The sequence below is a fragment of the Brachybacterium sp. GCM10030252 genome (genome assembly GCF_042666535.1).
Classification (GTDB): Bacteria; Actinomycetota; Actinomycetes; order Actinomycetales; family Dermabacteraceae; genus Brachybacterium.
In genome coordinates this window covers 113143-135360 of the sequence record NZ_JBHTDM010000036.1, presented here as the reverse complement: position 1 = coordinate 135360, position 22218 = coordinate 113143, and the positions used below count along the sequence as shown (strand labels likewise).

25 protein-coding genes are annotated in these 22218 nt (G+C 71.7%); 1 reads left to right on the top strand and 24 read right to left on the bottom strand.

The genetic code is table 11. The annotated features are described in order from the left end of the window. Positions 1–4: 4 nt before the first annotated feature. The 10 genes from ispG to rpsB all read right to left on the bottom strand — a co-directional run bounded on the left by ispG (position 5) and on the right by rpsB (position 10229). Positions 5–1168: a flavodoxin-dependent (E)-4-hydroxy-3-methylbut-2-enyl-diphosphate synthase gene (gene ispG / locus ACFQRJ_RS16800; protein WP_377020368.1), complete on the bottom strand. Its 1164-nt coding sequence runs from the start codon at positions 1166–1168 to the stop codon at positions 5–7. Positions 1169–1268: 100 nt separating this feature from the next. Further along, positions 1269–2621, bottom strand: coding sequence for a M50 family metallopeptidase (locus ACFQRJ_RS16795; protein ID WP_377020367.1), 1353 nt, complete (start codon positions 2619–2621; stop codon positions 1269–1271). Further along, positions 2618–3823: a 1-deoxy-D-xylulose-5-phosphate reductoisomerase gene (gene dxr / locus ACFQRJ_RS16790; protein ID WP_377020366.1), complete on the bottom strand. Its 1206-nt coding sequence runs from the start codon at positions 3821–3823 to the stop codon at positions 2618–2620. The genes ACFQRJ_RS16795 and dxr overlap by 4 nt, the downstream gene beginning before the upstream one ends. Then, a complete protein-coding gene (locus tag ACFQRJ_RS16785; protein WP_377020365.1) occupies positions 3820–4368 on the bottom strand; it encodes a DivIVA domain-containing protein in 549 nt (182 codons plus the stop codon). Before ACFQRJ_RS16785 ends, dxr begins: the two co-directional genes overlap by 4 nt. Before the next feature lie 79 nt (positions 4369–4447). After that, a complete protein-coding gene (rlmN, locus tag ACFQRJ_RS16780; protein WP_377020364.1) occupies positions 4448–5704 on the bottom strand; it encodes a 23S rRNA (adenine(2503)-C(2))-methyltransferase RlmN in 1257 nt (418 codons plus the stop codon). After that, complete coding sequence (locus ACFQRJ_RS16775; RefSeq protein ID WP_377020363.1) at positions 5701–6603, bottom strand: phosphatidate cytidylyltransferase; 903 nt, start codon at positions 6601–6603, stop codon at positions 5701–5703. The genes rlmN and ACFQRJ_RS16775 overlap by 4 nt, the downstream gene beginning before the upstream one ends. A gap of 27 nt (positions 6604–6630) precedes the next feature. Continuing rightward, the gene (gene frr / locus ACFQRJ_RS16770; RefSeq protein ID WP_377020362.1) at positions 6631–7197 is read right to left on the bottom strand and encodes a ribosome recycling factor; all 567 of its coding nucleotides are present in this window, start codon (positions 7195–7197) and stop codon (positions 6631–6633) included. 201 nt (positions 7198–7398) lie between these two features. Continuing rightward, positions 7399–8154, bottom strand: coding sequence for a UMP kinase (gene pyrH / locus ACFQRJ_RS16765; protein ID WP_377020361.1), 756 nt, complete (start codon positions 8152–8154; stop codon positions 7399–7401). Between the two features lie 134 nt (positions 8155–8288). Next, positions 8289–9113, bottom strand: coding sequence for a translation elongation factor Ts (tsf, locus tag ACFQRJ_RS16760; RefSeq protein WP_377020360.1), 825 nt, complete (start codon positions 9111–9113; stop codon positions 8289–8291). Between the two features lie 114 nt (positions 9114–9227). Next, positions 9228–10229, bottom strand: a complete 1002-nt coding sequence (gene rpsB / locus ACFQRJ_RS16755) for a 30S ribosomal protein S2 (RefSeq protein ID WP_377020359.1) — start codon at positions 10227–10229, stop codon at positions 9228–9230. Positions 10230–10619: 390 nt separating this feature from the next. Between rpsB and ACFQRJ_RS16750 the strand changes: the two genes are divergently transcribed. Further along, positions 10620–11219: a murein hydrolase activator EnvC family protein gene (locus tag ACFQRJ_RS16750; protein ID WP_377020358.1), complete on the top strand. Its 600-nt coding sequence runs from the start codon at positions 10620–10622 to the stop codon at positions 11217–11219. Positions 11220–11224: 5 nt separating this feature from the next. On the opposite strand, the gene ACFQRJ_RS16745 is transcribed toward ACFQRJ_RS16750, so the two are convergent. From ACFQRJ_RS16745 to rpsP, 14 genes are all read right to left on the bottom strand, one after another. Next, positions 11225–12319: a tyrosine recombinase XerC gene (locus tag ACFQRJ_RS16745; protein WP_377020357.1), complete on the bottom strand. Its 1095-nt coding sequence runs from the start codon at positions 12317–12319 to the stop codon at positions 11225–11227. Between the two features lie 43 nt (positions 12320–12362). Beyond that, positions 12363–13625, bottom strand: coding sequence for a DNA-processing protein DprA (dprA, locus tag ACFQRJ_RS16740; protein WP_377020356.1), 1263 nt, complete (start codon positions 13623–13625; stop codon positions 12363–12365). Further along, entirely contained in the window at positions 13622–15169 is a 1548-nt protein-coding gene (locus tag ACFQRJ_RS16735) for a YifB family Mg chelatase-like AAA ATPase (RefSeq protein ID WP_377020355.1), read from the bottom strand. The genes dprA and ACFQRJ_RS16735 overlap by 4 nt, the downstream gene beginning before the upstream one ends. Beyond that, a complete protein-coding gene (locus ACFQRJ_RS16730; RefSeq protein WP_377020421.1) occupies positions 15169–15522 on the bottom strand; it encodes a YraN family protein in 354 nt (117 codons plus the stop codon). The genes ACFQRJ_RS16735 and ACFQRJ_RS16730 overlap by 1 nt, the downstream gene beginning before the upstream one ends. 262 nt (positions 15523–15784) lie before the next feature. After that, positions 15785–16087, bottom strand: a complete 303-nt coding sequence (locus ACFQRJ_RS16725) for a DUF2469 domain-containing protein (protein WP_377020354.1) — start codon at positions 16085–16087, stop codon at positions 15785–15787. Then, a complete protein-coding gene (locus tag ACFQRJ_RS16720; RefSeq protein ID WP_377020353.1) occupies positions 16084–16833 on the bottom strand; it encodes a ribonuclease HII in 750 nt (249 codons plus the stop codon). The genes ACFQRJ_RS16725 and ACFQRJ_RS16720 overlap by 4 nt, the downstream gene beginning before the upstream one ends. Continuing rightward, positions 16830–17627: a signal peptidase I gene (gene lepB, locus ACFQRJ_RS16715; protein ID WP_377020352.1), complete on the bottom strand. Its 798-nt coding sequence runs from the start codon at positions 17625–17627 to the stop codon at positions 16830–16832. Before lepB (ACFQRJ_RS16715) ends, ACFQRJ_RS16720 begins: the two co-directional genes overlap by 4 nt. A 30-nt stretch (positions 17628–17657) precedes the next feature. After that, positions 17658–18236 (bottom strand): signal peptidase I, encoded by a 579-nt coding sequence (gene lepB, locus ACFQRJ_RS16710; protein WP_377020351.1) that lies wholly within the window; start codon positions 18234–18236, stop codon positions 17658–17660. Between the two features lie 7 nt (positions 18237–18243). Next, entirely contained in the window at positions 18244–18594 is a 351-nt protein-coding gene (gene rplS / locus ACFQRJ_RS16705) for a 50S ribosomal protein L19 (RefSeq protein ID WP_377020350.1), read from the bottom strand. 294 nt (positions 18595–18888) lie between these two features. Further along, positions 18889–19641, bottom strand: a complete 753-nt coding sequence (gene trmD / locus ACFQRJ_RS16700; protein ID WP_377020349.1) for a tRNA (guanosine(37)-N1)-methyltransferase TrmD — start codon at positions 19639–19641, stop codon at positions 18889–18891. A gap of 8 nt (positions 19642–19649) precedes the next feature. Continuing rightward, positions 19650–20237, bottom strand: a complete 588-nt coding sequence (gene rimM, locus ACFQRJ_RS16695; protein ID WP_377020348.1) for a ribosome maturation factor RimM — start codon at positions 20235–20237, stop codon at positions 19650–19652. Beyond that, entirely contained in the window at positions 20234–21193 is a 960-nt protein-coding gene (locus ACFQRJ_RS16690; RefSeq protein ID WP_377020347.1) for a hypothetical protein, read from the bottom strand. Before ACFQRJ_RS16690 ends, rimM begins: the two co-directional genes overlap by 4 nt. Before the next feature lie 55 nt (positions 21194–21248). Continuing rightward, positions 21249–21491 carry an RNA-binding protein gene (locus tag ACFQRJ_RS16685; RefSeq protein WP_377020346.1) on the bottom strand — a complete coding sequence of 81 codons (243 nt, stop codon included), beginning with the start codon at positions 21489–21491 and terminating at the stop codon, positions 21249–21251. A gap of 1 nt (position 21492) precedes the next feature. After that, positions 21493–21975, bottom strand: coding sequence for a 30S ribosomal protein S16 (gene rpsP / locus ACFQRJ_RS16680; protein WP_377020345.1), 483 nt, complete (start codon positions 21973–21975; stop codon positions 21493–21495). Between the last annotated feature and the right edge of the window lie 243 nt (positions 21976–22218).

Here is a 22218-nt window from a genome sequence, read left to right as displayed (position 1 = left end):
GGGCTCAGCTGACGGAGACGGTCGGTGCCCCGGCGGCGACGGCCTCCCCGCCGTCGGCCTCGGCCGCGATCCGGTTGGCCTCGGCCAGCAGGGTCTCGACGATCTCGTCCTCGGGGACGGTCTTGATGACCTCGCCCTTGACGAAGATCTGACCCTTGCCGTTGCCGGAGGCCACGCCGAGATCGGCCTCGCGGGCCTCGCCGGGCCCGTTGACGACGCAGCCCATCACGGCCACGCGCAGGGGGACCTCGAGATCCTTCAGGCCCTCGGTGACCTTGTCGGCCAGCGAGTAGACGTCGACCTGGGCACGGCCGCAGGACGGGCAGGAGACGATGTCCAGCTTGCGGGGCTTGAGGTTCAGCGACTGCAGGATCTGGTTGCCGACCTTGACCTCCTCCACGGGCGGAGCCGAGAGGGAGACGCGGATGGTGTCGCCGATGCCCTCGCCAAGCAGGATGCCGAAGGCCACGGAGGACTTGACGGTTCCCTGGAAGGCGGGGCCGGCCTCGGTGACCCCGAGGTGCAGCGGCCAGTCGCCGCGCTCGGAGAGCTGGCGGTAGGCCTCGACCATGATGATCGGATCGTTGTGCTTCACGGAGATGCCGAAGTCGTGGAAGTCGTGCTCCTCGAACAGGGAGGCCTCCCACACCGCGGATTCCACGAGCGCCTCGGGGGTGACGCGGTCACCGGTCATCATGCGCTTGTCGATGCTGCCGGCGTTGACGCCGATGCGCAGAGCCGTGCCGTGCTCCTTCGCGGCGGCGGCGATGTCGCCCACCTGGTCGTCGAAGCGACGGATGTTGCCGGGGTTCACGCGGACTCCCGCGCAGCCCGCCTCGATGGCGGCGAAGACGTACTTGGGCTGGAAGTGGATGTCCGCGATCACCGGGATCTGGGACTTCGCCGCGATCGCGGGCAGCGCATCGGCATCCTCCTGGCGCGGGCAGGCCACGCGCACGATGTCGCAGCCGGCGGCGGTCAGCTCCGCGATCTGCTGGAGGGTGGCGTTGATGTCGTGCGTCGGCGTGGTGGTCATCGACTGCACGGTGATCGGCGCGTCACCGCCGACGTACGTGCTGCCGAGTTTGACCTTGCGCGTCTTCCGGCGCGGTGCGAGCACCGTCGGCGGCTGCTTGACGGACGGGATCCCGAGGCTCACTGAAGTCACTCCTCCATTATGGACTCCTGCGGCAGAGGTGGAAGGCGAGCTACGACACCTCCACCGCACCTGCACGAGCCCGCGGCACGCCGCGAAGCCCCACCGTCCCTCAGGGGAACAGCGTGATGGGCTCGACGATGTCCGCGTAGAGCAGCAGCACCGTCATGAGGATGAAGGCGATCGCGACCGCGTTGGTCAGCGGCAGCAGCCGTGACATGTCCACCGGCCCCGGGTCCGCTCTCCCGCGCAGCCGTGCCAGCAGGCGCCGGATGCCTTCGACCAGGGCTCCAGCCACATGGCCGCCGTCCAGCGGAAGCAGCGGCACCAGGTTGAACACGAACAGCGCCATGTTCAGGGAGGCGAGCATCGAGATCATGGTCCCTGTCTTCTCGCGCAGCTCGAACCCTGGCTGGTCGGCGGAGGCGACCTCGCCGGCGAGTCGGGAGACCCCGACCACGCCGAGAGGGCCGTCGGGGTCCCGCTCGGCGCTGCCGAAGGCCGCCTGGGCCACCTCGTAGAGCCGCACGGGCAGGGTGAGGATCAGCGCCCCGGTGCGGGTGAAGGCGGACCACGCCATCTCGGGCAAGACGGCCGGGGACTGGGGGACCAGTTCCCGGGTGCCGGAGACGCCGAGGAAGCCGACCTGCTCGGTGACCAGATCCCCGTCCTCGTCGTAGACCGCGGAGCCGTCCTCGTCCAGCACCGGCCGCGCGTCCACGATCGGGGTGGCCTCGAGGGTGAGGATCTCGCCGTCGCGCTCGATGACGACGGGCACGGTGCGGTCGCCGCTGGCGCGGACCGCTGAGGTCACGTCGGACCAGGTCTCGATCTCGTGGCCGTCGATCTCACGCAGGGTGTCGCCGGGCCGGATACCGGCCGCGAGGGCCGGGGCCTCGGGCCTGCCCTCGCAGCTCGCGTCGGCCGGAGCATCGGCAGGGACCACGCACTCGGAGACGGTGTCGACGGTCGGGGTGATGGCGGGCAGGCCGATCCCGGTGACCATCACCGCCATCAGCACCACGGAGATCAGCAGGTTCATGGCGGGCCCGCCGAGCATCACCACCAGCTTCTTGGGCACCGAGAGGGCCACGAAGGTGCGGTGGGCGTCCTCGGGTCCGTACTGGGAGGCCTCGTACTCCTTGGCCTCCTGCGACATCTGCGCCATCTGCTGGACGAGCCCGGTGGAGTCCTCCCGGATCGTGCCCTCCGGCTCCCCCTTGTGCGGCGGGAACATCCCGATCATGCGGATGTACCCGCCCAGCGGGATCGCCTTGAGCCCGTATTCGGTCTCGCCGCGGGTGCGGGAGAAGACCGTCGGCCCGAAGCCGATCATGTACTGGGTCACCCGGACGCCGAACAGCTTGGCCGGAAGCAGGTGGCCCACTTCGTGCAGGGCGATGGAGATCGCGAGGCCGGCGGCGACGACCAGGACGCCGACGATGAACAGCAGGGCGCCGCTCATCCTCCGCTGCCCTCGATCAGCTCCCGTGCGGCGGCGCGAGCCCAGGCCTCCACGGCCAGGACGCCCTCGACGCCTCCGCTCGGCGTCGCCTGCGGACGCAGCGGGTGCGCGAGCACGGAGGTGATCAGCTCGGTGATCCCCAGGAAGGTCAGCCGTCCCTCCAGGAACGCGCTGACGGCCTCCTCGTTGGCGGCGTTGTACGCGGCCATCGCTCCTCCGCCCTCGCGGTGGGCGGCGCGGGCGACGGTGATCGCCGGGAAGGTGTCCTCGTCGACCGGTTCGAAGGTCCAGGACTGGGCGGTGGAGAAGTCGAGCGGAGCAGCCAGCCCCGGCAGCTTCTCCGGGTGTGCGAGCGCCCAGCCGATCGCGTGGCTCATGTCCGGGGGGCTCGCCTGGGCGATGGTGGACCCGTCGACCAGCGTCGCCATGGAGTGCACGATCGACTGCGGATGGACGACGACGTCCACGCGGTCCTCCGGCAGGTCGAACTGCAGGCACGCCTCGATGACCTCGAGCGCCTTGTTGACCAGCGTCGCGGAGTTGGTGGTGATCACGGGGCCCATCGCCCAGGTGGGGTGGGTGAGGGCCTGCTCGGGAGTGACCCCTTCGAGCTGCGAGCGAGTGCGGCCGCGGAAGGGGCCCCCGGAGGCGGTCACCACGAGGCGGTCGACCTGCTCGGGGCGGACCCCCGCCAGGGCCTGGGCGATCGCGGTGTGCTCGGAGTCGACGGGGAGGATCTGGCCGGGGGCCGCGGCCCGGGTGACGAGCTCACCGCCGACGACGAGGGATTCCTTGTTGGCCAGGGCCAGCCGGGCTCCGGAGGCGAGGGCGGCGAGGGTGGGCAGCAGGCCGACGGACCCGGTCACGGCGTTGAGGACCACGTCGCCCTCGCCGAGGCTCCCCGCCAGGTGGGCCACGGCGCCCTGGCCGCTCTCGAGGCGGGGAGCGGAGATTCCCGCCGTCCGGCAGGCGGCGGTCACGGCGCGCTCGACGCCCTCGGCGCGGTCCGGGTCGGAGACCACGAGCCGCTCGGGGCGGTGGGCGAGGACCTGTTCGGCGACCAGCTCGGGCCGCGAGCCGCCGACGGCGAGGCCGTGGACCTGGGCGAGGTCCGGGTAGCGGGAGATGACCGCCAGGGTCTGGGTGCCGATGGAGCCGGTGGCCCCGAGCAGCACGAGCCGACGGGCGGGGCCCCCGGTCACGGCACGGAGGCCATCACGTCCGCGACGTGGTCCAGGTAGACGTCGACCACGGCCTCCCGGTATCCGTCCGGGCCACGGCGACGGCGGAAGGCGGCACGACGCACGTCGTCCACGCTCATCGGCAGCCCGTCGGTGAAGTAGGCGACCAGCTGATCGCACAGCGCGTCGACGTCGGCCCGATCGTAGGCCGGCTCCCCCTGGGGCGCCGGTGCGAACCGCTCCCCGGCGGGACGCTCCAGGCGCTCCTTGAGCATCTCGGCGCGTTCGGTGAGCTGGGCGACCCAGACGTCCTCGCCCTTCTCGGCGATGGCGTCGTCCCTGGCCTGCAGGGCGAAGGCGTCCGAGAGACGGTCCAGGGCCTCGTCGACCACGCGCATGTCATAGCCGCCGCGCTCGGTGCCGAAGCTGGCCGAGGTGATGTCCGCTCCGCTGAAGCCGGGATCGCGCCCCTCGTAGGCGGTGCGGGCGCGGGCGAGGAACTCGTCGACCTCGCGCATGTCGTATCCGACGCTGAAGCGAGAGACACGCTCGAACGATGTGCTCACCAGTGGATCCTTCCTCGGTGCTGTCGGTGTCCCACTGTAGCGGCGTGGGCGGTGGGGTTCGTGGACGTCGGCGCCGCGATCACTGGGCGCCGCCGGCGACGGCCTCGACGCGGGCGACCCGGGCCTCACGGTCCTCCCGGTGCACGTCGGTCTCGATGACCTCTGCGGCGAGCTGGCCGCAGGCTCCGTCGATGTCCGAGCCACGGGTGTCCCGGATGGTCGCCGAGATCCCGTTGTCCCGCAGGGTCTGGACGAACTGCTTCTCCACGAACGGATCCGACGCGGTCCACTTCGAGCCCTTGACCGGGTTCAGAGGGATCGGGTTGACGTGGACCCAGTGGGCGCCGCCGTGCGCGATCAGCCGATCCGCCAGCAGCTGGGCGCGGTGCGCCTGATCGTTGATGTCGCGGATCAGGGCGTATTCGATGCTGACGCGCCGGCCCGTGGTCTCGAAGTAGTCGTGGGCCGCCTCGAGGATCTCGTCGACGTCGAAGCGGGTGTTGATCGGGACCAGCTCGTTGCGCAGCGCGTCGTCCGGGGCGTGCAGGGAGACGGCGAGAGTCAGCGGGATCTTCTCGGCGGTCAGCTTGCGCACGGCGGGGGCGAGGCCGACGGTGGAGACGGTGATGTGGCGCGCCCCCATGCCGAAGCCCTCCGGGGCGGGGGCGTTCAGGCGCCGGCACACGGTCGCCACGGGCCGGTAGTTCGCCAGCGGCTCTCCCATCCCCATGAACACGACGTTCGAGACGCGGCCGGGGCCGCCGGGCAGTTCGCCGCCAGCGAGCAGCTGATTGGCGATGCGCACCTGCTCGAGGATCTCGGCGGTCGAGAGGTTGCGGGTCAGGCCCATCTGCCCGGTGGCGCAGAAGGGGCAGTTCATCCCGCAGCCGGCCTCGGAGGAGATGCACAGGGTCACGCGGTCGCTGTAGCGCATCAGCACCGACTCGACCATGGAGCCGTCGAACAGCTTCCACAGGAACTTCTGGGTGGCACCGTGGTCGGCGGACTGCCTCGAGACCACCGTCAGCAGCTGCGGGAAGAAGCGTTCGACGAGTTCCTCGCGGCGGTCCTTGGGCAGGTCGGTGAGGTCCGCGGGATCGGTGGTGAAGTGCTCGAAGTAGTGGACCGAGAGCTGCTTGGCGCGGAAGCCGGGCAGCCCCATCTCCTCGACGGCGGCGATGCGCTCGGCCAGGGTGAGATCGGCCAGGTGCGATGGCGGCTTGCCCCGGCGCGTGGGACGCAGCTGGAGCTGCCCGGGCGCCAGGGCGACCTTCTCGCCGGGTACGGCCTCGCGGGAGAGATCAGGGAGTTCGGCCGGGTCGGTGTTCGTGTTCATGGCAGCAGGACCTCCAGCATGACGTAGGTGGTGGGGGCGGCGAGCAGGACGGAATCGACCCGATCCAGCACGCCCCCGTGGCCGGGAAGCAGATGGCCCATGTCTTTGATCCCCAGGTCACGCTTGAGGAGGGACTCGGCGAGATCACCGCACGTGGAGACGATCACCAGGACCACGCCGAGGATCACGCCCGTCCACCATGGCAGACCCAGGCCGAACGATCCGACGGCCGTGACCGCCGCGGTGCCCAGGATGAGCGAACCGGCGAACCCCTCCCAGCTCTTCTTGGGGCTGATGCCCGGGGCCATGGGATGGGACCCGAACAGGACGCCGCTGACGTATCCGCCGACGTCGTTGCCCACCGGTCCCAGCACGGCCAGCAGCACCAGCAGCGGCCCCTGGTCCAGACCGAACAGCAGCAGGGTGAAGCAGCCCAGGAAGGAGACCCAGGCCAGGGCGAACACTCCCCCGGCGACGTCCCGCAGCGCGGTCAGGCCCATAGACTCCGAGGCCCGCCACACGATCAGCACGCACACCGCGACGGCCGTGGACACCAGCAGCCCCTCGACCTCGAACACGACGGTGGAGACCACCATGCCGATCACGCCGACCAGCAGCGGCATTGCCGCGACCCGCAGACCGCCCTGAGCCAGGGCACGGGTCAGCTCGAGCACGGCGAGCACCATCGTGACCGCCACCAGGACCGGGAAGGCCTGGGGCACGACGAACAGCGACGCGAGCAGCGCCGCACCGAGGCCGAGACCGACCAGGATCGCGGCCGGCAGGTCCCGGCCGGCACCACGGCGCTTCGCGCGCGGGGGCGCGCCGGTCACGCCCTCGGCCGCCTCGAGCGGCATCGAGGCGGCCGGGCGTGCGGAGCGGTCCGGGTCCGAGGTCACGAGGGCGGCAGGAGATCGAGGGTGACGTCAGATCGTCGCGAGCTCGGACTCCTTGGCGCCGAGCGCCTCGTCGATCTGATCGATGAACTTCTTGGTCACGGACTCGAGCTCCTTCTCGGCGCGGTTGCCCTCGTCCTCGCCGATCTCCTTGTCCTTGACCAGCTTCTCAATGCTCTTCTTCGCGTTGCCGCGGGAGCCGCGCACGGCGACGCGGCCGTCCTCGGCCTTGGTGCGGGCGAGCTTGATGTACTCCTTGCGTCGCTCCTCGGTCAACGAGGGCAGGACCACGCGCAGGTTGTCACCGTTGTTGGTGGGGTTCACGCCAAGGTCCGAGTCCCGCAGCGCAGTCTCGACCTGCCCGATCGCGCTCATGTCGTAGGGCGTGACGATGACGGTGCGGGCCTCGGGGAACTGCAGCGAGGCGAGCTGGTTCAGCGGTGTCGGCGCTCCGTAGTACTCGACCATGATGCCCTGGAACATCGCGGCGTTGGCCCGGCCGGTGCGGATGGAGCCGAACTCCTCCTTGGTGACCTGGACGGACTTGGACATCTTGGCCTCGGCGTCCTTCAGGATGCTCGCGGTGTCGTCGCTCACGGGATGCTCCTCGGTTCTCGGTGGGTGGTGGGTTCCATTGTCCCGCACCGTCAAGGCGGGACTGCTGGGTGGACTCTCGCGCGGCGGGCACGCCCCCGCTCCCGGCCTCCGGGGCGGTCGGCGGCCCCGGGCCCCTCGGACGAGCAGAGACCGCGGGGACGTCGGCCGCGCCGGGGGGGCTCGAGCCCTCGCGCGTCCGGATCAGTCGCTGGTGACCACGGTCCCGATCCGGTCCCCGCGCAGCGCGCGGGTGATGTTGCCGGGTGTGTCCAGTCCGAAGACCATCATCTGCTGGGCGTTGTCCATGCACAGGCTGAAGGCGGTGGAGTCGACGACCTTCAGACCGCGCTGGAGGGCGTCGTTGTAGGTGACGGCCTCGAGCTTGACGGCGTCGGGATTCGTGCGGGGATCGGAATCGTAGACCCCGTCGACGCCGTTCTTGGCCATCAGCACCTCTTCACAGCCGATCTCCAGTGCGCGCTGGACGGCGACGGTGTCGGTGGAGAAGTACGGCATGCCCGCGCCGGCTCCGAAGATGACCACGCGACCCTTCTCCAGGTGCCGCACGGCGCGCAGCGGGATGTAGGGCTCGGCGACCTGGCCCATCTCGATGGCGGTCTGCACGCGTGTGGTCACGCCGCGCTGCTCGAGGAAGTCCTGGAGGGCGAGACAGTTCATGACGGTGCCGAGCATGCCCATGTAGTCGGCGCGCCGGCGGTCCATGCCGCGCTGGGACAGCTCGGCGCCGCGGAAGAAGTTCCCTCCGCCGACGACGATGGCGCATTCCACGCCCTGGGCGACACCCTCGGCGATCTCCGCGGCGACCCGCGAGACGACGTCGGGGTCGACACCGACGGCGCCGCCGCCGAAGGCTTCTCCCGAGAGCTTGAGGAGGACCCGGCGGCCGTCCTGCCTCTTCGGGAGAACGGGTATGGGGGACGTGAACGTCTGGGTCATGTCGGTCCTTCCGCGCGGGGTCCTCGGTGATGATACCGAGCCGCGGCCCCGCACCGAGGGTGCGGGGCCGCAGGTCGGCGGCCGCCCGTCGGCGGCCGGTGGGTTCCGGGCGATCAGGCCCGATCCCCGGGGAGTCAGCCTCCGACGCGGAAGCGGACGAAACCGGTCAGCGTGCCGCCGGCTTCCTCGACGATCTTGCCGACCGTCTTCTTGGGATCCTTGGCGAACGCCTGGTCGAGCAGCACGTTCTCCTTGTAGTAGCCGTTCAGGCGACCCTCGACGATCTTCGGGATCGCCTTCTCGGGCTTGTTCTCGTTCTTGGCGGTCTCCTCGGCGATGCGACGCTCGTCGGCGACGAGCTCCTCGGGGACCTCGTCACGATCGAAGTAGGCCGGGGAGAACGCGGCGATGTGCATCGCGATGTCGCGCGCCACCTCGGCGCCGGCCTTGTCGGTGGCCACCAGCACGCCGACCTGCGGGGGCAGGTCCTTGTTGGTGCGGTGCATGTAGGCGGTGACGACCTCGCCCGAGACGCGACCGATGCGGCGCACCTGGATCTTCTCACCCATGGTGGCGCCGGCGTTGGTCAGGGCCTCGCCGAAGGAGGTCTCGGCCAGCTCGGCGGGCTCGGAGGCACCGGACTGGACGGCCGCGGCCACGGCCTCGTCGCCCAGGGCGACGAACTTGTCGTTCTTGGCCACGAAGTCGGTCTCGGAGTTGATCTCGACCAGCGTGCCGGTCTGACCCTGATCGGTGTCGCGCACGTCGACGGCGATCAGGCCCTCGGAGGCGGTGCGGGCCTCACGCTTGGCGATCCCCTTGAGGCCCTTGACGCGGATCAGCTCGACAGCCTTGGACTTGTCGCCCTCGGCCTCGTCGAGAGCCTTCTTGACGTCGAGCATGCCCGCGCCGGTGGACTCGCGGATCTCCTTGATGTCTGCTGCCGTGTAATTGGCCATGTTCCTCTTCCTTGTGGGAGCTGCTAGCGGAGGGTGCGGGGTGGGCTTCGACGATGGCGGGGCCCACCCCGTGGAGGGGCCCGGGAGCGACGTTATCGCCCCCGGGCCCGTTGGTCACTCGGCTGCGGTCGGCTCGGTCCGGCCGTCGGTCGCCTCGGAGGCGGACTCGGCCGTCTCGGCCTCGGCGTCCGACGCGCCCGGCGCGGGCTGCTCCACTGCGGATTCGGTGGCCTCGGCCGCGGGGGCCTCAGCGGACTCGGCCGCGGGGGCCTCGGTCGCTGCCGGGGCGTTCTCCGCGGCGACGGATTCCTCGGCGGGGGCGTCCTGCTGCTGGACCTCGGACTGCTTGAGCAGCTCGCGCTCCCACTCGGCCAGCGGCTCGGCCTCGACGGCGGAGACGTTCTTCTCGCCGCCGCTGGACTTGGCGTGACGCTCCTGCAGGCCGGCGGCCACGGCGTCGGCCACGACCCGGGTCAGCAGCGTGACGGAGCGGATCGCGTCGTCGTTGCCGGGGATCGGGTAGGTGACCTCGTCGGGATCGCAGTTGGTGTCCAGGATCGCGACGACCGGGATGCTCAGCTTCTGCGCCTCGTCGACAGCGAGGTGCTCCTTGTTGGTGTCGACGATCCACACGGCGGAGGGCGCCTTGCCCATGTCGCGGATACCGCCGAGGGTCTTCTCCAGCTTGTCCTTCTCGCGGCGCATCATCAGCAGCTCCTTCTTGGTGCGGCCGGAGGAGGCCACATCGTCGAAGTCGATCTGCTCGAGCTCCTTGAGGCGGTTAACGCGCGCGGAGACGGTCTGCAGGTTGGTGAGCATGCCGCCCAGCCAGCGCTGGTTGACGTAGGGCATGCCCACGCGGGTGGCCTGCTCCTGGATGGAGCCCTGGGCCTGCTTCTTGGTGCCGACGAACAGGATCGTGCCGCCGTGGGCGACGGTCTGCTTGACGAAGTCGTAGGCCTTGTCGATGTACGACAGGGTCTGCATGAGGTCGACGATGTAGATGCCGTTGCGCTCGGTGAAGATGAAGCGACGGACCTTCGGGTTCCACCGACGGGTCTGGTGACCGAAGTGGACGCCGCTCTCCAGGAGCTGGCGCATGGTGACGACTGCCATGATGGTGTCCTCTTATCTAGGCCTGGGCTCGCACGACTCGCCCGGTGGGGCGTCCGCGGTCATCGCGCAGGACCTTCGTTCTCGGTTCTTCCCCGTCACCGGTCGATGCGGGGCCTGGTGCCCGGGAAGCCGGCCGCCCCGGCGGCGGCCCGCGCGCGAGGCGCGGAGGCGACCGGGGACCGTTGGCCGGCGAGCCCTGATGGGCACGCGAAGTCATCCGGACGGACCGGATGCTGTCTCGAGTCTATCTGACGCTCACAGCCGGCACAGCGCGTCGTGCATCACGCCGCGGGGTGTGTCGGCGCGGCGATCGTTCCTCCCCAGGACCTCTTCGTCCACCGGGTCCTCGCCCCGGATGACGCGGTCGGCCGACGTGGCGAGGATGCCGCTATGACTTCTCGAGACGCCCTCGATCGCCGGCCGGCCCGGCAGCGGATCCTGGTCCTGGTCCGGGCCGTGCTGGTCGTACTGTGCCTGGTGGCCGCCTTCGTCGTCGCCATGCCCGGCTCGGCGCGCGCCGAGGAGGTGCGCTGGATGTGGCCGACACCGGCTCCCCATGACGTCGTCACACCCTTCGACGCTCCGGACACCCCCTACGGACCCGGCCACCGCGGGATCGACATCGCGGTGACCGGAGAGGGCGCCGCGGTGCATGCGGTCGACTCGGGCACGGTGCGCTTCACCGGATCGGTGGCTGGGCGTCCCGTGGTCTCGGTGCGGCACGCCGATGGCCTGATCTCCACCTACGAACCGGTCGCCGGCGAGGTGGTGGAGGGGCAGACGGTCCGCGCCGGGGACGTGCTCGGACGGATCACGCCGGGCAGCACGCAGTCGCATTGCGCTCAGATGTGTCTGCATCTGGGTGCGCGGCGCGCTCAGGGCTACGTGGATCCGATGGTGCTGCTGGGGGCGCGGGGACCGAGTGTGCTGCTGCCGCTGGCCCATCACGGGGCTCCCGGGGCGCGCGATGCTGTCGACGCCGGCCCGTGAGCAGATCAGGCGCGCGGGTGTGCCTGGTCGACGGTGCGGCGGAGCCGTTCGGCGCTGACGTGGGTGTAGATCTGGGTGGTCGCGAGTGAGGAGTGTCCGAGGAAGTCCTGGACGCTGCGCAGGTCGGCGCCGCCCTCGACGAGGTGCGTGGCGGCGCTGTGACGCAGCGTGTGCGGGGATATGTGCCTCGAGATGCCGGCCTCGGCGGCGTACCGATCCAGCAGCGTGCGCACGGCGCGATCACCGAGCCTGCCGCCACGGGCGCCGAGGAACAGTGCGTCGCCGGCGCGAGTCGCGCCCGCGCCGCCGGCTCGCGCGAGGACGGGCCGACCCTCGCGCTCCCAGTGCTCCACAGCGGCGAGCGCCGGGGCGCCGACGGGGACGATGCGTTCCTTGTCGCCCTTTCCCCGGACTCGGACGGTGCCTCGGGAACGGTCGATGCCGCTGCGGTCCAGGGCGACCAGCTCCGAGACCCGCAGTCCGGAGGAGTAGAGCAGTTCGAGGACCGCGGCGTCGCGCAGCACCATCGCGCGCCGGGCAGGATCGTCAGGCACGCCCGGGGAGCCGGGGACCTCGGCGCCGTCGGACGGGACGGCGCCGCCTGCGCCATCAGCACCATCGAGGCCGGCACGTGCATCGGCGTCGCTGCCTGTTCCGGACGCCTCGCCGCGTCCTCCGGTCCCGGAGGGGCCCGTCTGTGCCGGCCCGATCCGGTCCAGCAGGTACCCGGCCTGCTCACTGGAGAGCACAGTGGGCAGGTGGCGGCCCCGCCGGGGTGCTTTCAATCGGCCGCCCACGTCGTGCGGGATGCGGCCGGTGGCGGCGAGCCATGTGGTGAAGGTGCGGGCCGCGGCGGCCGACCGCGCCAGCGTGCTCGCCCCCACGCCGCTCTCCGCCCGCGCTGCGAGCCATGAGCGCAGGGCGGCGACGTCGAGCTCGGGGAGCTCGATGCGTTCGACCTCGCGCAGATGCTCGAGCAGGTGGGCGGCCTCCCGGCGGTAGGCGCGCATGGTGTGCTCCGAGCGCCCCCGCTCGAGGCGGAGATGGTCGCTGAAGGCATCGAGCACGGCGTCCTCGGCGCTGCTGCGGTCTGTGCCCATGTCCCCAGTCTCCCGCATCCAGGCGTCCCCGGCCGGGAGGACGTCAGCCGGTGCGCACGCGTCGCACCCTCTCCCCCACGTCCTCGACGAGCCCCAGCAGACGCAGCCGCGCCAGGGCGGATTCGACCTCGACGGCTTCGAAGCCGATCTCCCGGACGATGCGCGCAACCGGCAGGCTGGAGCGCGGCGGCACAGCATCGAGCACCCGACGATCGGCGGGCGTGAGCAGGTCCAACTCGTCCTGGACGGCGAACCCGCCGTCCCCCGCCGCCGGGCCGCCGGGCAGCAGATCGAGCACGTCGGCGCTCTCGGTGATCAGCACGGCACCTCGTTCCCTGATCAGCCGGTGGCACCCGGCGCTGGCTGCGGAGGTGACCGGGCCGGGGACGGCGCCCACGGGACGGGAGATCTGGTCGGCGAGCCGGGCGGTCGACAGCGCCCCGGAACGCCATGACGCCTCGACCACCACCACTGCCTGGGACAGCGCGGCGATCAGCCGATTGCGCGAGAGGAACCGCCAGCGGGTGGGCGCTGTGCCCGGTGGGGCCTCGCTGACCAGCAGGTGTCGGTCCCGGATCCGTTCGAGCATCTCCGCGTTCTCGCGGGGATAGAGCCGGTCCAGCCCACCGGCGAGAACGGCGAGGGTGGCCCCGCCGTCGGCCGAGAGGGCACCGCGGTGGGCCGCGCCGTCGACGCCGTAGGCGCCGCCGGAGACGACCGTGCCGCCGGATGCGGCGAAGGAGGCGGCGAAGGTTCCGGCGATCTCCTCTCCGTAGCCGGTGGCGGCCCGCGAGCCGACGACGGCCGCGCAGCGTCCGGTGACGAGATCGTCGAGCCGGCCCGGGCCCTGCACCCACAGGCAATGTGGGCTCGTCTCCTGCAGATCGTCCAGGGCTGGGGGCCATTCTGCGTCCTCCGGGGTGAGGACTCGTATGTGCCGCTGATCGGCGTCGTCGAGGACCCTGTCGATGTCGAGGCCGTCCAGCCGTGTCCGCCAGCGGGTCAGGGCGCGGCGGGCTCTCAGCTGGTGGGTGCCGGGACCGGGGTCCGCCGCGTCCGTGGGCAGCCGCCCGCCCAGACGTGCCAGCAGCTCGCTCTCCGTGCCGTGCCTGGCGAGCTCCAGAGCGCCGGCGGGCCCGAGCACGCTCCGAGCGAGCAGGGCGACGGGGTCCGCCGGCTCGGCGATGAGTGACCAGGTCACGCGGGCTTCGCGAGTCGCGTCTGCGCCGGTCTCCGCGGAGCCGGGGGCCGGTGCTGCAGGGTCCGGTTCGGCCGCGGTACCGGCAGGATTGCTCGGGGTGGTCATCGTGGTTCTCCTTCGCGCAGGGTCAGGGCGGTGCCGATGTGCCCTTCGCCGGGACGGTCGGAGCCGTCGAGGTCGGCGAGCGTCCAGGCCAGGCGGAGCACGCGGTCGTGTCCGCGCAGAGTGAGGCGACCCTGGGCCACGGCATGGTCGAGCAGCCGGCGCTGTGATGCCTCGGGGGCGAACTCGCGCCGCAGCCGGGGCCCCGGCAGGTGGGCGTTGGTGGACCAGGGAAGACCCTCGTACCGTCGTCGCTGCCGCTCTCGTGCCGCGCGCACACGGTCGGCGATGAGCGCGCTGGACTCGGCGTCCTCGGGGCCGGAGCGGCGGACGTCGACCGGTCCCACGCCGACGCGCATGTCCACGCGGTCCAGGACCGGGCCGGACAGCCGGGCGGCGTAACGACGTCGCTGCAGCGGGCTGCAGGTGCAGTCGGCCCCCTTGCCCCAGGCCTTGCCGCACGGACAGGGATTGGCCGCCAGGATGAGCTGGAACCGCGCGGGGTAGCGGGTCACGCCGCGTGCGCGGTGCAGGGTGATGTCGCCGGTCTCCAGCGGTTCGCGGAGGGCTTCGAGCACGCGCGCGGGGAACTCCGGGGCCTCGTCCAGGAACAGCACGCCGGCGTGGGCGCGCGAGATGGCGCCGGGCAGGGCGATCCCGCCCCCGCCCCCGACCACGGCGGCGGTGGTGGCGGTGTGGTGCGGGTTCTCGAACGGGGCCGTGCGGCGCAGTCCGTCGCGGGCGTCGAACCGTCCGGCCAGGGAGTGGATCGCGGAGACGGTCAGGGCGTCGTCGATGTCGAGCTGCGGCAGGATCCCGGGGACCCGGGAGGCGATCATGGTCTTCCCGGCGCCGGGCGGCCCGCTCAGCAGGAGATGGTGTCCTCCGGCGGCGGCGACCTCCGCGGTGCGCCGCGCCTGGGCCTGCCCGATGACGTCCGCGAAATCCGGGAGCTGGGGGGAGCGGGAGCGCTCTGAGCTCTTCCGCTCCGGTGCCGTCAGCCGGAGGGTCCCGCGTGGCGGTGCCGGCGGGACGTCCGCGCCGAAGCGGTGCAGGACGCTGGTCAGGTCGCCGGCCCCGTCGACTTCCATGCCCTCGACCAGGCGCGCCTCGGGGAGGTTCTCCTCGGGAACGATCGCCCGCGTCGCGCCGTGAGCGCGGGCTGCGAGCAGGGCGGGCAGCACCCCGGGGACCGGGCGCACCCTCCCGTCCAGGCCCAGTTCGCCGAGGAGGACGGTGTCCCCCGGCAGGTGGGTGAGCAGGTCGCCCTGGGCATCGACCACCGCCATCGCGATGGCGAGATCGAAGCCGGAGCCGTGCTTGGGCTGCCAGGCAGGCGTCATGTTGATGGTGATGCGGCGCGCGGCCAGTCGCACCCCGCTGCGGGCGGCGGCCGCGCGGACCCGTTCGCGGGCCTGCAGGGTGGAGGAGTCGGGCAGGCCGACGAGGGAGAACGCCGGCAGGCCCTGGGAGACGTCGGCCTCGACCTCGACCAGGGTGCCGTCGAGGCCGGTGAGAGAGATCGAGAGCGTGCGCGCGTGACCCATCAGGAGACCGCTTCGAGGTGCTCGAGGGAGAAGGTCCCGTCGAGGTGGGCGTGGACGGCGACGACATCGATGCGCACGTCCCGATGCGGCGTGGAGCGCTCCATGAGGTACTGCCCGGCCAGCCTGCGCAGGCGGCGCAGCTTGGAGGCGGTGACCGCGGCCTGCGGCACCCCGGTGACGAACGTGCGACGTGTCTTGACCTCGACGAAGACGAGCGTGGTGTGGGCCAGGGCCACGATGTCCAGTTCGCCCTGGCCGAGCCGGAGATTGCGCTCGATGATCTGCCAGCCGCAGGCGACCAGGTGCTCGGCTGCGAGGTCCTCCCCGGCACGGCCGAGCTCCACGGTGGACATCTCGCGCACACGGCGCGCCTCGGGCGGCGCCGCGGGGCCGGCGACAGGCGGTCCGGACGAGGGCGCCCCGGGAGCGGCCCGGGGCCGGGCACCGGGGGCGGGAGCTGCTGCGGGTCGAGGGACGGGGAGGAGCGAGTTCATGCCCGTCAGCCTCGTCGCGAAGGCCTCCCGACGCATCGCCGGGACGGGTTTTGGGGACGGGCGCCCCTTGGGGAGGAACGGTGCCGCGGCCGGCGCGGCCGCGGCACCGGCGGCGTCGCCGCTACGGCAGGGAGATGTCCGGCTTGTTGAGCTCCTCGATGTTGACGTCCTTGAACGTCACCACCCGCACGGAGCGGACGAAGCGGTTGGAGCGGTAGATGTCCCAGACCCAGACGTCGGCCAGGCGCAGCTCGTAGAAGACCTCGCCGCCACCGGAGCGGACCTGCAGGTCGACCTGGTTGGCGAGGTAGAACCGGCGCTCGGTCTCGACCACGTAGGTGAACAGGCTGACCACGTCGCGATATTCGCGGAACAGCTGGAGTTCGAGGTCGGACTCGTAGTTCTCGAGTTCCTGGGCGCTCACCGACGCTCCTCCTCATGCTGCGGGTGCCACTGGTCGTCCCACAGTACGCCAGCGCGCGAGGGTTCCGGCGCGTCGAGGGGAGTCGTCCCCAGGCGCCAGCTGCGGCGGTGATGCTCATGGACGCCGAGGGTCTCGATCGCCCGGCGATGGGCCGCCGAGCCGTAGCCCTTGTTCGAGGCCCAGCAGTAGTCGGGGGCGAGAGCGTCCAGGGCCACCATCTCGGCATCGCGCGCGACCTTGGCGAAGATGCTGGCGGCCGCGACGCTGGCGCAGTCCCGGTCCGCGGCGACCCGCAGCTCGACCACGGGGGTCGGCCGCGCACCGTCGGCTGCTCGTGCAAGCTCGGCAGAGAGCACGTCGACGTTGCCGTCCAGCACGATCGCGTCGATGTCGATCGCCAGCGCGTCGATGGCACGCACCGCGGCACGGGTCAGAGCGCGGATGATGCCGATCTCGTCGATCTCCGCGGCGCTGGCCCAGCCGACGCTCCCGGCGAGGATGCTCTCGCGGATGGGCGCCACGAGGGCTTCCCGGCGGCGGGCGGTGAGCAGCTTGGAGTCGCGGACCTCCTCGGGCAGGGCCGCGGCGCGCCCGTCGATCACCTCGATCGCGCAGGCGCCCATGGCGACCGGTCCGGCGAGTGCGCCGCGGCCGACCTCGTCGATGCCGACGACGATGCGTCGCCCGGGCCCGCAGCGGGAGGCTAGGGCGAGCTCGGCGTCCAGGGTGGGAGCCGGTGTGCTCACGGCTGGTCGGGAACCTCGTCGAAGGTGTCCCCGGCCTCGCCCAGTCCGCTCCAGCGGCCGGCGGGCCAGAAGATGACCTCGGCCTTCCCGGTGACGTTGTCCTCCGGGACGAAGCCGTCCTCGCCCTGGACCTCGTGATAGGCGGAGTCGGCCGAGGCGTAGCGGTTGTCCCCCATCACCCAGATCTTGCCGTCGGGCACCGTGACGTCGAACGCCGCCTTGCAGGCGGGCGTGTCGGGGTTGATGTACGGCTCGTCCAGCTCCGTGCCGTTGACACTGACGGCGCCGCCCTCCTCCTCGCACTCGACATGGTCGCCGGGCAGGCCGATCAGTCGCTTGACCAGATGATCCTGGGACGGATCGGGGGCGAGCCCGACGAGGCTGAGCACCATCATCATCCGGACCCGCGGCGTCGGGTCGTCGGTGACATCGCCCGGGATCCAGTTGTCCGGGTCCTCGAAGACGACGGCGTCACCGCGGTGGAGGTCGAACACGCCGGGGGTGAGCTTGGAGACCAGGATCTTGTCGTCCTGCAGCAGCGTGGGGTTCATCGAGGCCGAGGGGATGTAGAACGGCTGGATCAGGAACGTCTTGACCAGCACCGCGATCAGCAGGGCGACCGCCATGGTCAGGACCGTGTCCAGCCACAGCGGCATCCGCCGGCGGCGCGACGGGCGGGCATCGGCCGAGGCGGCCGATGCCGGGGCGGCGCCGTCGGCGGACGCGGCGTCCTCGCCGGATGCGGCGTCCTGGGAGTCGGACACAGCGCGGCGGGTCTCATCGGGCGGGTTCATCGCGGTGATCCTATCCGCAGATCCTGCGGATCAGAGGGAGCCGCTGCGGGTGAGAGGCCACACGATGCGGTCGACGTCACCGACGACGCGCTCTGCGGGGATCATCCCGCCGCCCGGTGCGCCCAACAGGTGCCGGGAATCGGTGGAGTCGGAGCGGTTGTCGCCGAGGACGAACATGCGCCCGGCGGGGACCCGGAGATCGAAGTCGATCTCGCTGGGCGCGGTGCCCTCGGGCAGGTAGGGCTCCTCGAGGGGCACGCCGTCGACCGTGAGGGCCCCCACGGGGTCGCAGCAGGCCACTCTGTCGCCGCCGACGGCGATCACGCGCTTGACCCAGTACCGGCCCCCGTCCGCCTGTGAGGGGGCGAAGTAGCCGGTGCCGTCGAAGACGACGACCTGCCCGCGCTCGGCCTCGCCGCGCTGCGTGCGGTCGGCGAGGATCACATCGCCTCGGGCCAGGGTGGGCTCCATCGAGGCCGACGGGACACGGAAGGGCTGGACGACGAACTGGCGCACCGCGGCCGCGGTCAGCAGGAGTAGCACGACACAGACGGCGGCGGCCACCACCAGGTGGGGCCGCCGCCGTCCGCTGCTGCCATCCGGAGTCATATCCGGATCAGGAGTGCTGGCGCTTCTCCTTGATGCGGGCCTTCTTGCCCGTCAGGCCGCGCAGGTAGTACAGCTTCGCGCGGCGCACGTCGCCGCGGGTGACGACCTCGATCTTGTCGACGGTCGGGGCGTGGATCGGGAACACACGCTCCACGCCTACCCCGAAGGAGACCTTGCGGACGCGGAAGGTCTCGCCGACGCCGTGGCCCTGGCGGGCGATGACGTAGCCCTGGAAGACCTGGATACGAGAGCGGTTGCCCTCGACGACCTTCACGTGCACCTTGACGTTGTCGCCGGCGCGGAAATCGGGGACGTCCTCGCGCAGGGACGCCTTGTCGAGCTCATCGAGCTTCTGCATAGTGTGTCTCCAGCCCTCCGCCTCAGGTCGGACGGCATCGTTCGCGGGGCGCTCGTCGGCGCCCGTCCTGAACCGTCGATCCGGCGAGGAGCAGGCTCCTCGTGCCGGTGTGCTGGGCCTCTGGCAGCGACTCCCATCGCCACGGATCTGCCCGGCCGCTCGGTGCGTCCCTCCCCTGAGGCAGAGGGGCGCGCGGCGTGCACAAGGGCTCATTCTGTCAGCGCACGAGGGCCCCGGCAAGCCCCGACCCGTGATGAGAGTGCTGGTCAGCGTCGGCGAGCGGTGTCGGATCCGTCACCCGAGAGGGGCCGGGCCCTCGTCGTCGGCCGGAAGCAGGTCGGGCCGGCGTTCACGGGTGCGGCGGCGAGACTGCTCCCGGCGCCAGGCGGCGATGCGCCCGTGGTCACCGGAGAGCAGGATCGGCGGCGCCTCGCGCACGGTCCCGGCGGGGTCCGTCCAGGACGCCGGACGGGTGTACAGCGGGTACTCCAGCAGCCCGTCGGCATGGGACTCCTCGACCAGGCTGGCCGCGTTGCCGACCACTCCCGGGATCAGCCGGACGACGGCCTCGGTGATGGCCAGGACGGCGACCTCGCCGCCGTTGAGGACGTAGTCGCCGAGCGAGACGAGGGCGACCTCGTGCCCCTGGTCGGCCAGGTGCTCGTAGACGCGCTCGTCGATGCCCTCGTACCGCCCGCAGGCCAGGACGAGCCACTCCCGCTGCGACCAGTCCTGGGCGGTGGCCTGCGCGAAGGGTGCGCCGGCCGGGTTGGGGAAGATGATCAGGGGGTGGGCGTCGGCCCCCAGCGACTCCCGGCCGGCGGAGAGCACCGCGGCGAAGGCCTCCGCCCAGGGCTCCGGCTTCATGACCATGCCCGCTCCCCCGCCGAGCGGGGTGTCGTCGACCGTGCGGTGGCGGTCATGGGTCCACGTGCGCAGGTCGTGCACGTGCAGATCGAGGATCCCGTCGCGCCGCGCCTTGCCGATCAGGGACAGATCGAGCGGGGCGAGGTACTCGGGGAAGATCGTGACGACGTCGAGGCGCATCGCAGCGCTCAGCGTTCGTCGGCCGGCGCCGGAGCGGAGGTGTCGGGCCCGTCGTCAGGGTCCTCCTCCGGCAGCTCGTCGAACAGGCCTCCGGGCGGGTCGGCCACGACGGTGCCGCCCTCGAGATCGACCTCGGGCACGAGCTGCTCCACCAGCGGCAGCTGGACGCGCTTGCCGCTCGGGGTGCGAACCAGCAGCAGGTCCTGCGCCGGGTAGTGATCGATGCCGGTGACGGTGCCGAGCTCCCGGCCGTCGACGTGGCGCACGTCGAGACCCTTCAGCTGCGAGGGGTACCAGGCGTCGGGGTCCTCCTCGGCCTCCTCCTCGGCGTCCACGGACAGGGCCAGCTCGGTGCCGCGCAGCGATTCGGCGCCGGTACGGTCGGTGACCTCCTCGAAGGTCGCGTACCAGCGGTCCTGCTGGAGCCTGGTGCCGCGCACGGTGAGGGTCCGCTGCCCCTGACCGCCGGCGACCTCGAAGACCGTGCCCGGGGCCAGGCGCTCCTCGGGCTGATCCGTGCGCAGGTTCAGGGCGACCTCGCCCCGCAGGCCGTGCGCCCGGCCGATGGTCGCGACGATGACCTCGAATGTGCTCATACCAGTCCTTCGTCTCCTTCGTCGCCGGTTCCGTCGTCGCCCTCCGTGGGCTCCGGTGAGGAGTATCCGGCCGTGTCGCAGCTGGTGCCGAGTTCCGCCAGGGGCTCGCGCAGCCCCTCGGAGGAGGTGTCGCCGTCCAGGGCGTCCTGGAACGGTGCGCGCACCTGCTCGAGTGCCGCCCGGACCCCGTCGTCGTCCACGGCCTCGATCTCGGCGGCGAGCAGGTCCGCGGTGGCCTGCACGTCGTCCATGCGATCTGCGGGCACCGTCCGGGGGCTGAGGCCGACCAGCTTGAACATGTTCGAGGTCAGCACGTTGGCATTGGCGAAATGGGTCAGGGTGCCGGGGGTGTCGAACACGTCGGCGCACACCAGCGCGGCGGGCTTGGTGCCGTCCTCTCCGGGCTCGGCGGCCCAGCTCGCCGCCTCGGAGACGCTCGCGCACTGGGCTGCCACCTCGCCCCAGGCGGTCCGGAAGCCGTCCCGATCGAGGTCGGCACCCTTCTCGGGCTCGGTGCGGAACCACTCGGCGAGCGTCGTGGCCGCGGCGCGGGCGTCCTCGGGGGCGCTCTCGAACGCGGCCTCGACGTCGTCACCGGTCATGGCATAGAAGAAGGGGTCCGACGGGCCGGCCTCGGGCGCGGTCCCGGCGCGGTCGAGGACCGTTCGGGAGAGGGGGTCGGTGTAGTCGGGGTCGCCCCAGAACTCCCCGCACGACGCAGTGAGGGCCGGATCCGGGGTCATGGGCTGTGCGCTCGTCGCCGTGCCCGGGTCTGCGGTGCCGGGCCCGGCCGTGTCCTCCGGGTCTGCCGTGCCCGAGGAGCACGCCGCCAGCAGGAGTGCAGCGCCCAGGGCGGCGATCACCGCGCCGGCGCTGCGCCGGCCCGCGCCGTCGGCTCTCCGGCCGGCCTGGTCGTGCGCATGCCAGGAGCGGCCCTGCCGAGTCCCAGCGACCATGTCGGGCATGGCCGGGGAGCCGGCAGGGCCGCTCCTGAAAGCAGTGCGAGGCACCTCAGCGCCGGTCGACGTCGACGATGTCGACGCGCACGTCGTCCTCCGACAGGGCCGCGGTGACCGTGCGCAGGGCACGGGCGGTGCGGCCGGAGCGGCCGATGACGCGGCCGAGATCGGCAGGGCCGACCCGGACCTCGAGCAGCGGGCCGCGGCGCGTGGACTTCTCGCTCACGCGGACGGCGTCGGGATCATCGACGATGCCGCGGACGAGGTGGTCGAGAGCTTCGGCGCGGGTGCTCATCTCACGCCTCGTCGGTCGATGCGGCCTCGGCGTCCTCGACGGACTCGCCCTCGGCGGGGGCCTCCTCGGAGCCGGGCTCGACACCCTCCTGGGCGCTCTCGCCCTCGGTGCTCTCCGACTTCTTCGCGCTCTGGCGGGACTCGGCGGCGGACTTGTCGGCGTCGGCGATCAGTTCGTCGGCGGACTTCTTGGACTCCGCGGTCTTCAGGGAGCCGGCGGGGTCGCCCTCGCCCGTGAACTTCTGCCAGTCGCCGGTGACCTTGAGCAGCGCGGCGACCTGTTCGGTCGGCTGCGCGCCGACGCCGAGCCAGTACTGCGCGCGCTCGGACTGCACCTCGATCAGCGAGGGCTCCTCGGTCGGGTGGTACTTGCCGATCTCCTCGATCACGGCGCCGTCGCGCTTCTTGCGCGAATCGGCCACGACGATGCGGTAGAACGGTGCACGGATCTTGCCCATGCGCTTCAGACGGATCTTGACAGCCACGTGGGTGGACTCTCCTTCAGGGATGTTCGGGTGAGTCCCGCCGCAGCCTGTGGGGTGATGCGGGCGCTGACGGTCCTCGGGGTGTCGTGCACCGGCGGATAGAGGGCCGGCCAGGGCACATACACAGGAGAGTATGCCAGGGATGCGGCCCGACTGACCAGCCGCGCCCGTGTGCACCGGGGCACACGGCGGGCCCCTCGGATGCTGCCGCCCTGGTGGCGGCGTGATGACCGTACCGGCCGT

Coding starts and splice junctions, on each gene's coding strand:
- ACFQRJ_RS16730 (WP_377020421.1), bottom strand. CDS start 15,522: ATGTCCACCGTGGAGCTCGGCCGTGCCGGGGAGGACCTCGCAGCCGAG.
- trmD (WP_377020349.1), bottom strand. CDS start 19,641: ATGCGCCTCGACGTCGTCACGATCTTCCCCGAGTACCTCGCCCCGCTC.
- ACFQRJ_RS16685 (WP_377020346.1), bottom strand. CDS start 21,491: ATGAGCACCCGCGCCGAAGCTCTCGACCACCTCGTCCGCGGCATCGTC.
- rpsB (WP_377020359.1), bottom strand. CDS start 10,229: ATGGCAGTCGTCACCATGCGCCAGCTCCTGGAGAGCGGCGTCCACTTC.
- ACFQRJ_RS16795 (WP_377020367.1), bottom strand. CDS start 2,621: ATGAGCGGCGCCCTGCTGTTCATCGTCGGCGTCCTGGTCGTCGCCGCC.
- dprA (WP_377020356.1), bottom strand. CDS start 13,625: ATGACCACCCCGAGCAATCCTGCCGGTACCGCGGCCGAACCGGACCCT.
- ACFQRJ_RS16750 (WP_377020358.1), top strand. CDS start 10,620: ATGACTTCTCGAGACGCCCTCGATCGCCGGCCGGCCCGGCAGCGGATC.
- ACFQRJ_RS16690 (WP_377020347.1), bottom strand. CDS start 21,193: ATGGTCGCTGGGACTCGGCAGGGCCGCTCCTGGCATGCGCACGACCAG.
- rimM (WP_377020348.1), bottom strand. CDS start 20,237: ATGAGCACATTCGAGGTCATCGTCGCGACCATCGGCCGGGCGCACGGC.
- tsf (WP_377020360.1), bottom strand. CDS start 9,113: ATGGCCAATTACACGGCAGCAGACATCAAGGAGATCCGCGAGTCCACC.
- lepB (WP_377020352.1), bottom strand. CDS start 17,627: ATGAACCCGCCCGATGAGACCCGCCGCGCTGTGTCCGACTCCCAGGAC.
- ACFQRJ_RS16735 (WP_377020355.1), bottom strand. CDS start 15,169: ATGGGTCACGCGCGCACGCTCTCGATCTCTCTCACCGGCCTCGACGGC.
- rplS (WP_377020350.1), bottom strand. CDS start 18,594: ATGCAGAAGCTCGATGAGCTCGACAAGGCGTCCCTGCGCGAGGACGTC.
- lepB (WP_377020351.1), bottom strand. CDS start 18,236: ATGACTCCGGATGGCAGCAGCGGACGGCGGCGGCCCCACCTGGTGGTG.
- ACFQRJ_RS16745 (WP_377020357.1), bottom strand. CDS start 12,319: ATGGGCACAGACCGCAGCAGCGCCGAGGACGCCGTGCTCGATGCCTTC.
- rlmN (WP_377020364.1), bottom strand. CDS start 5,704: ATGAACACGAACACCGACCCGGCCGAACTCCCTGATCTCTCCCGCGAG.
- pyrH (WP_377020361.1), bottom strand. CDS start 8,154: ATGACCCAGACGTTCACGTCCCCCATACCCGTTCTCCCGAAGAGGCAG.